This is a genomic window from Nocardiopsis trehalosi NBRC 14201 (assembly GCF_001552555.1).
Lineage (GTDB): Bacteria > Actinomycetota > Actinomycetes > Streptosporangiales > Streptosporangiaceae > Nocardiopsis_B > Nocardiopsis_B trehalosi.
On the sequence record NZ_BCRK01000244.1, the window covers coordinates 1 to 7,486 of the forward strand.

The window sequence follows — 7,486 nt, forward strand, 5'->3', positions numbered from 1 at the left end:
TGGCGTCGGTGCTGCGGCCCGGCGGCGCGGACCCCGGGGCGGCGGCCCCGGCGGCGCGGGCGCCGTGGACCCGGGCGGGGGCCTACCGGTCGCCGCGGTCCTGGCGCGACTAGCGACCCGGCGGAAGGGCGGCCGGCGGGGCGGCGGTGCCGGTCCGCCGACCGCGTGCGCGGGGCGCGGGCGTCACGGCGCGGCGGCGAGCACCGCCCGCCGGGCGCCCGCGCCCGGGTGCGGGTCGTCGGCCAGGATGCTGTGCTGGAGCGCGTGCAGCTCGGCGGACGGCGGCACGCCCAGTTCCGCGTCGAGCACCTCGCGCACCTCCAGGAAGGCGACGAGCGCGTCGGCGCGCCGCCCCGAGCGGTGCAGGGCCTCGATGAGGCGGGCGTGGAACCACTCGTTGAGCGGGTGCGCGGCGACCAGGTCCCGGAGTTCGGGGACCAGAGCGCGGTGCTCGCCCATGCGCATGCGCGCCTCGACGCGCTGCTCCAGGGCCTGCACGCGCAGCTCCTCCAGGCGGCGGACGTGGCCGCGCAGCAGCCGGCCGCCGGCGACGTTCTCCAGGGGCCGGCCGCGCCAGGCGCGCAGCGCGGCGGCGCTGCTGTCGGCGGCGTCGCGGTGGCGGCCGGCGGCGAGGGCGCGCCGGCCGTCGGCGACGAGCCGGGTGAAGACCTCGGTGTCGAGCCGGTCGGGGCCGATCTCGGCGGTGTAGCCGGGCGGGCGGGTGGCGAGGACGCCGCCGACGCCGGCCGCGCCGAGGGCCCGGCGCAGGTGGTACACGTGGGTCCGCACCGTGCTGACGGCGTGGCGGGGCGGGTCGTGCTCCCACAACTCGTCCACGAGGGTCGCGACGTCGACCACGTGCGAGCGGTTGAGCAGCAGCAGCGCGAGCAGCGCGTTGGCCTTGGGCCCGCGCAGCGGGTGCTCGGTGCCGCCGGCGGTCACCCGCACGGGACCGAGCAGCGAGAAGCGGAACTCCTGCGACATGGGTGGGTCTCCCCCCGTTGGTGGCCGTACCGCCGGAGCGGTCCGGCGTACGCTCCCATCCCACCGCGCGCCCGCGCGGGGCGCCAGACTCCCCAAAGACGTGCCGCCCTGCCTCCAAAGAGGCAGGGCGGCGGGCGGAGCGGCAGGTGGTCAGCCCTCGACGAGGGCCTCGCGGCGGCCGTCCCCGGCGGGCGCGGCCGGGGCCGCGGCGTCGTCGGCGGGCGGGCGGCCGCCCATGAGCACGCCCACGGCGACGGCGCCGACGACGGACAGCGCGCACAGCACCCACAGCCCGATGTGCAGGGCGTCGGTGTAGGCGGCGCCGGCGGTGGTGGCGAAGCCGTCGCGCAGGGCGGCGGGGACGGCGGCGACGGCGCCGTCCATGTCGCCCTGGAGCAGGCGGGCCGTCGCGGCCTGGGCGTCGGCGCCCGCGGTGTCGGCGAGGCGGGCCTGGGTGACGGCGGCGAGCAGCGAGCCGAGGAGGGCGACGGCGATGGCCTCGCCGGCGAGCCGCATGGTGTTGAACATGCCGGCGGCCATGCCGGCGCGGGAGGCGGCGACCGAGGAGACGGCCGCGCCGTCGAGGATGGCCAGGGAGATGCCGAACCCGATGCCGATGGCGAGCATCGGCCCGGCGAGGACGGCGACGCCCACCCCCGGCTCGATGACGGTCAGCCAGGCGGTGCCGGCCGCGACGAACAGCAGGGTGGCGACGAGCAGGGCGCGCTGCCCGATGCGCTGGGCGAGGGCGCCGACGATGGTGGGCACGATCAGCGTGGGGCCGGTGAGCAGGACGAGCAGCAGGCCGGCGTACTGGGCGCTGACGCCGTCGACCGCCATGAAGTAGGGCGGCAGGACGAGGAGCAGGGCGACGAACCCGAACGCGAGCAGCACGGGCATGGCGCAGATGGCGAGGAACCGGGGCTGGGCGAACAGGGTGATGTCGAACATCGGGTGGGCGGCGCGGCGCTCGGCGATGGTGAAGGCGACCATCAGCACGGCGAACGCGGCGAACGAGCCGAGGACCGCGGGGTGGGTCCAGCCGAGTTCGGGGCCCTGCACGAACGCGAAGACGAACAGGGACAGGCCGCCGGTGAAGGTGACCGCGCCGGTCCAGTCGAGGCCGGCCGGGTGGTCGTCGCGCGACTCGGTGAGCCAGGGGGACGCCGCCAGCGGGGCGAGGACGACGAGCGCGGCGGCGAGGAAGAACCCGCGCCAGCCGCCGAGGGAGGTGACGAGCACGCCGGCGATGAGGGGGCCGAAGGCGAGGCCGAGGCCGATGGCGGTGCCGAAGAAGCCGAACGCGCGGGTGCGGGCGGGCCCCTGGAACGCCTGGGCGAGCAGCGAGCTGCCGCCGGTGGTGGCGGCGGCCGCGCCGATGCCGGCGAGCACCCGGGCGCCGATGAGCACGCCGATGTTGGGCGCGAAGGAGGCGACGACCATCGCGGCGCAGAACAGGGTGACGCCGATCATGAACATGCGGCGGCGGCCGGTGAGGTCGGCGAGGGAGCCGGTGACCGCCATGAAGGAGCCGTAGCTGAGGAAGAAGGCGTTGACCACCCACTGGGCGGCGGCGAGGCCGGTCGCCAGGTCCTGGCCGACGTCCGGCAGCGCCACCGACGCCCCGGTCGCGGTCACCGGGATCAGCACGATCGCCGCGCACACGACGATCAGGGTGAGGACCGGTCGGGTGCGGCGCTCGGGCGGCGCCGCCGGGTTGGCGTTCATGTTCGAGCTCCTCGCGGTGGCATATGTCTGTCGAATATAAGGACTCTTATATTCAGGAGACATGCAATCAGTATAAGATCCCAGCGTCAACCCGTACTGACCGATCTCACACCGGGCGCCGCGAGGCGCGCGGCGGCCCGCGGGGGCGGGCGACAGGAGAGGCCATGAACGCGGAGGAGCGCATCGCCGAGGCGGCGGAGGCGCGGCTGGGGACCTTCGTCAAACGCGCCGAGCAGGCGCTGATGGCGGAGAAGGCGCAGGCGCTGCGCCCCTTCGGGTTGTCCGTCGCCCAGTACGCGGTGCTGCACGCCCTGTCCCTGGAGCCGGGGCTGTCGGGCGCCCAGCTCGCCCGCGCCTCCTGCGTGACGCCGCAGAGCATGGCCTCCCTGCTGTCGACCCTGGAGGCCAAGGGGCTCATCGAGCGCCACCCCTCGGCCACCCACGCCCAGACGCTGGTCACCCGGCTCAGCCCCCAGGGCGCCGACCTGCTGCGCGCGGCCGACGCCGCCGCCCTGTCCGTCGAGAGGCGGCTGACCGCCGCCTTCACCCCCGAGGAGGAACGCGTGCTGCGCGCGCTGCTGCAACGCGGTACCGAGGCCCTGGGCGGCGGCCGGTGACGCCGCCCGGGGGCGTCCCGGCGCCCACTGCCCCTTTGGAGGCATCCGCCCCCCACTTCGGACGGAGCGGGCCCCTGCGCGGCGCCCCCCGCGGGCTAGCGTCCACGGCGGTGCCGGCGGCGCGACGCCCCGACCGGCCCGCCCATCCCCGCCCACTCGACCGGCCCCGCCCCTCGCGGCGGGTGGAGAGGTGCCCCTCATGGACGACCCGGTAGTGATCATCGGCGCAGGCCCCGTCGGCATGCTGCTCGCCTGCGACCTCCTCCAGCAGGGGGTGCCCGTGCGGCTGGTCGACGCCGCCCGCGAGCACTCCGCCCACTCGCGCGCCGCCGTGGTGTGGCCGCGCGTGCTGGAGGTGCTGCACCGCACCGGCGTGGCCGAGCGCCTCGTCGACCGCGGCCACCGCATCGAGGGCGTGCGGTTCTTCTCCAGCGGCCGCGAACTCGGCACCGCCTGGATGACCCGCCTGCCCGACACCCCCTACCCGTTCGCCGTCGGCATCGCCCAGAGCGAGACCGAGCGCGCCATCGAGGAGCGCCTGGCCGAACTCGGCGGCAAGATCGAGCGCGGCGCCCGGCTCACCGCCGTCCACGGCATCGACGGCCCCCGGCCGGTCGCCGTGCTGGCGGGCCCCGGCGGCACCACCCAGGAGGTGGCCGCCTCCTGGATCGTCGGCGCCGACGGCGCCCACAGCACCCTGCGCGGGCTGCTCGGCGTCGACTTCGCCGGCGAGCAGTTCCAGGTCAGCTTCTCCATCACCGACGCGCGGCTCACCGGGGACGCCCCGATGAACGTCGTCAGCTACTGCTACACCCCCGAGGGCAGCCTCGCCCTGGGCCCGCTGGGCCCCGACGTCTCCCGGGTGGCGGTCAGCGTGCCGCACCCGGAGGAGGGCGCCCCGCCGCCCTCCCGGGAGTTCTTCCAGTCGCTGCTCGACTCCCGCGCGCCGGGCCGCAACGCCATCGGCGAGATGCGGTTCAGCACCACCTTCCAGGTGCACGCGCGCATCGCCGACACCTACCGGCGCGGCCGCTGCCTGCTGATCGGCGACGCCGCGCACACGCTCAGCCCCGCGGGCGCCCAGGGCATGAACACCGGCCTGCAGGACGCGGCCAACCTGGGGTGGCGCCTGGGCGGCGTCCTCACCGGGCGGCTGCCCGAGGCCGCCGTCTCCGGCTACGACCGGGAGCGGCGCGAGGCCGCCCACCAGGCGGCGTGGTCCACCGCGCGGCAGACCCGGTGGGGGTTCTTCACCCGCCCCGCGCAGATCGCGGCGCGCGACGCGGTGTTCCGCGCCGCGCACGCCTCGGGCGTGGTGCAGCGCACCATCGCGCCGATCATCGGCCAGACCACCGTCCGCTACCGGCCGGTCGACACCGGGGCGGGGGCGGACCGGCCGGCCGTCCGCGCCGGCGCGCCGGCCTCGCCCGGCGAGCGCCTGCCCGTGCTGGTCGCCGGGCCGGGCGAGGAGCCCACCGCGCGCCCGCGCGGCGGGTGGGTGCGGGTGGCGGCCGAAGGGCTGACCGTGCTGCTGCACCCGGGGACCGGCGACGCGCCGCGGCCGGGCTGGGCGGCGTTCACCGAGCGCGCCTCGGGCGCCGCGGCCGGCCGGGCCGCGGTGGTCGAGGCCGGCACGCGCGGCCCGCTGGCGGCGGCGCTCGGCCCGCGGCCGCTGGTCGCCGTCACCCGGCCCGACGGCCACCTGCTGGCCCTCCTCCCCCCGGCGCGGCTGGGCCGCCTGGGGGCCGTGCTCGACCTGCTGGCCGTCGCGCCCGACCCGCTCGCCGACCCGGTGGCGGCGGCCGACGCGGCCGGACCGGCGGCCCGCTGACCGGGGGCGCGGTGGACGTGGGGACGGCACCGCCGACCGGCCCGGGGGTGTGCGGCCCCCGGGCCCGGGGTCCGTGCGCCCCCGGGCCGCCGCGCCCGCCGGGACAATTCGCGGAGTGGTCGTGAATGTTTCGCACAATGACGCGGAACGCACAATTGAACACCGCGGACTTTCTCGCCGCATTCTCACTACCGAACGTAGCGCGATCATCACCGAAAAGCCCTGGAGTTTCCAACTCCAGGGCTTTTAGAATCCAAGCGGCCGGAAAGGGAGGAGCGCCGGAGGGCGACAAAGGACACACGACCGGATATGGTCGCCCGGCACCCGTGATCCGTCGTGGGCGGCGCGTATTATGACGGAGCACCGAACGGCGGAAAACTCAAATGTTGAACCACCGGTATCGGGTACCGACCCTCCGGCGGAGGATTTCGAGAATGTCGACGGAAGGGCGGGCACCGTTCGCCGCCCCTCGGCCGGAGTCGTACTTGGGAGGACTGGTATGGCGGACCTCGACGAACTGGAGCGGCTGGCCGGCCGCCGGCTGGCGGCCGCCGTACCCGACGTCCTCGCCGCCTACCGGGCCCGCCTCGCCGAGGCGGGCAACCCCCTGGGCACCGACCCCGCCCTGTGGCCGGACGCCCGCGAGCAGGCCGTGCTGGTGCTCGACGACACCTGCCGGGAGCTGCGCGGCGACGCCGACGCGGCGGCCGGCCCGGCCGGCCGCCGCCCGGCGGCGCCGCTCGGCGACCTCCTGGGCGCCGCGGGGGAGCTGACCGCGGTGGCCCTGGAGGCCCTGGGCCGGCTGACCGCCGGGCTGCCCGGCGGGCAGCGCCACCCGCTGTTCGTCCGCGCGGCGCTGGTGCTCACGCGCTGCTCGGCGCGGCGCACCCGGGCGCTGGCCGAGAGCCACGACACCCAGGTGGCGCGCCGAGTCGAGCAGGCCACGGCCGCCGAGTACGGCAAGCTGGCCGTGGAGATCCACGACCGGATCGGCGGCAGCCTGGCGCTGGCGTTCCGGCACCTGGAGATGCACCGGCGCGAGGGCCTCGACGGCCGCGGCGACGGCCGCCGGGTCACCGCCATCGAGGAGTCGCTGGAGGAGGCCGCGGCCTACACCCGCCACCTGGTCTCCGGGCTCAGCTCCACCTTCCCCCGGCCCGACGGCCTGCACGCGTCGATCCAGAAGTGCGCGCACGCCCTGAACCCGCACCGCATCCCGGTGGTGATCGAGTTCTCCGGCCAGGAGGACCTGCTGCCGGGCCGGCACCGCGACGAGCTGTTCCTCGTCGTCCGGGAGTTCCTGCGCAACGCGTTCACCCACGCGTCCCCCACCCTGATCTCCATCCGGATCACCATCACCGAGAGGCGCGTCAGCGCGCGGCTCACCGACAACGGCACCGGCTTCGACGCCGCGTCCGCCGCCTCCGCGGCGACGGGGGGCCTGCGGGCCATGCGCGAGCGGGCCGAGCGGCTGGGCGGCGGATGCCGGCTGAAGAGCGCACCCGGGAGCGGCACCCGCATGTGGCTGTGGGCCCCATTGCCGGACGCCCCCGACCCCGGCCCCGACCCCTCCGGGGTCGCGGCCCTCGCCGAATGAACCGCTCCGCCGGTCCCGGCGGACGCACGAGCGGCAGGAGACCATGCAGAACATCAGACTGCTGATAGCCGACGACCACACCCTTTTCAGGAATGCTCTCACCGAACTTCTGCACATGGAGGACGATCTCCGCGTCGTCGGTGTTGCGAGCGATACGACCGAGGCCCTGCGCGGCATCGAGGAGCACCGCCCCGATGTGGTGCTGCTCGACATCCACATGCCCGGCAACGACCAGCCGCGCGCGACGGTGCGCGCCATCCGCCGGCTCTCCCCGGGCACCCAGGTGCTCATCCTGACCATGTACGACGACGCCCGGCTCGCCCGCGACCTGCTCCCCCTGGGCATCCGGGGCTACCTGCACAAGACCGTCACCGGCCAGGTCCTCACCTCGGCCGTGCGCGAGGCCGCGGTGCCCAACGGCCGGGTCACCCTGTCGATGACCTCCGACGTCCTCTCCGAGCCGGAGGCCAAGGGCCCGCTGTCGCCGCGCGAACTGGAGGTGCTGGAGCTGGCGGCGCGCGGCCGCAGCAACCACCAGATCGCCCGCCGGCTCGGGATAACCGAGGGCACGGTCAAGCGCCACATGCGCAACATCTTCGACAAGCTCGCCGCGCAGTCGCGCGTCGAGGCCGCCAACATCGCCATCGCGGCGGGCATCATCGCCTCGCCCGTGACCGTCCCCCCGGCGCACCGGGCCCCGATGTACACCTAGGGAGTGTTTTTTGAAGG

Annotated in this window: 6 protein-coding genes; 4 read left to right on the forward strand and 2 right to left on the reverse strand. The window is 75.9% G+C overall.

Annotated elements, in window-relative coordinates; all coding sequences use genetic code 11:
* Positions 1-183: 183 nt before the first annotated feature.
* Together NT8_RS26045 and NT8_RS26050 are read right to left on the reverse strand one after the other, a co-directional pair.
* Positions 184-984, reverse strand: a complete 801-nt coding sequence (locus tag NT8_RS26045) for an AfsR/SARP family transcriptional regulator (protein ID WP_067975119.1) — start codon at positions 982-984, stop codon at positions 184-186.
* Between the two features lie 150 nt (positions 985-1,134).
* Positions 1,135-2,712: an MFS transporter gene (locus tag NT8_RS26050; protein WP_067975126.1), complete on the reverse strand. Its 1,578-nt coding sequence runs from the start codon at positions 2,710-2,712 to the stop codon at positions 1,135-1,137.
* Between the two features lie 164 nt (positions 2,713-2,876).
* On the opposite strand from NT8_RS26050, the gene NT8_RS26055 reads away from it, so the two are divergent.
* From NT8_RS26055 to NT8_RS26070, 4 genes are all read left to right on the forward strand, one after another.
* A complete protein-coding gene (locus tag NT8_RS26055) occupies positions 2,877-3,329 on the forward strand; it encodes a MarR family winged helix-turn-helix transcriptional regulator (protein WP_067975129.1) in 453 nt (150 codons plus the stop codon).
* A 199-nt stretch (positions 3,330-3,528) separates the two neighbouring features.
* A complete protein-coding gene (locus tag NT8_RS26060) occupies positions 3,529-5,160 on the forward strand; it encodes an FAD-dependent monooxygenase (RefSeq protein ID WP_084469294.1) in 1,632 nt (543 codons plus the stop codon).
* Between the two features lie 499 nt (positions 5,161-5,659).
* Positions 5,660-6,757, forward strand: a complete 1,098-nt coding sequence (locus NT8_RS26065; RefSeq protein ID WP_067975132.1) for a sensor histidine kinase — start codon at positions 5,660-5,662, stop codon at positions 6,755-6,757.
* A gap of 43 nt (positions 6,758-6,800) precedes the next feature.
* Positions 6,801-7,469 (forward strand): response regulator, encoded by a 669-nt coding sequence (locus NT8_RS26070; RefSeq protein WP_084469295.1) that lies wholly within the window; start codon positions 6,801-6,803, stop codon positions 7,467-7,469.
* Positions 7,470-7,486: the final 17 nt, after the last annotated feature.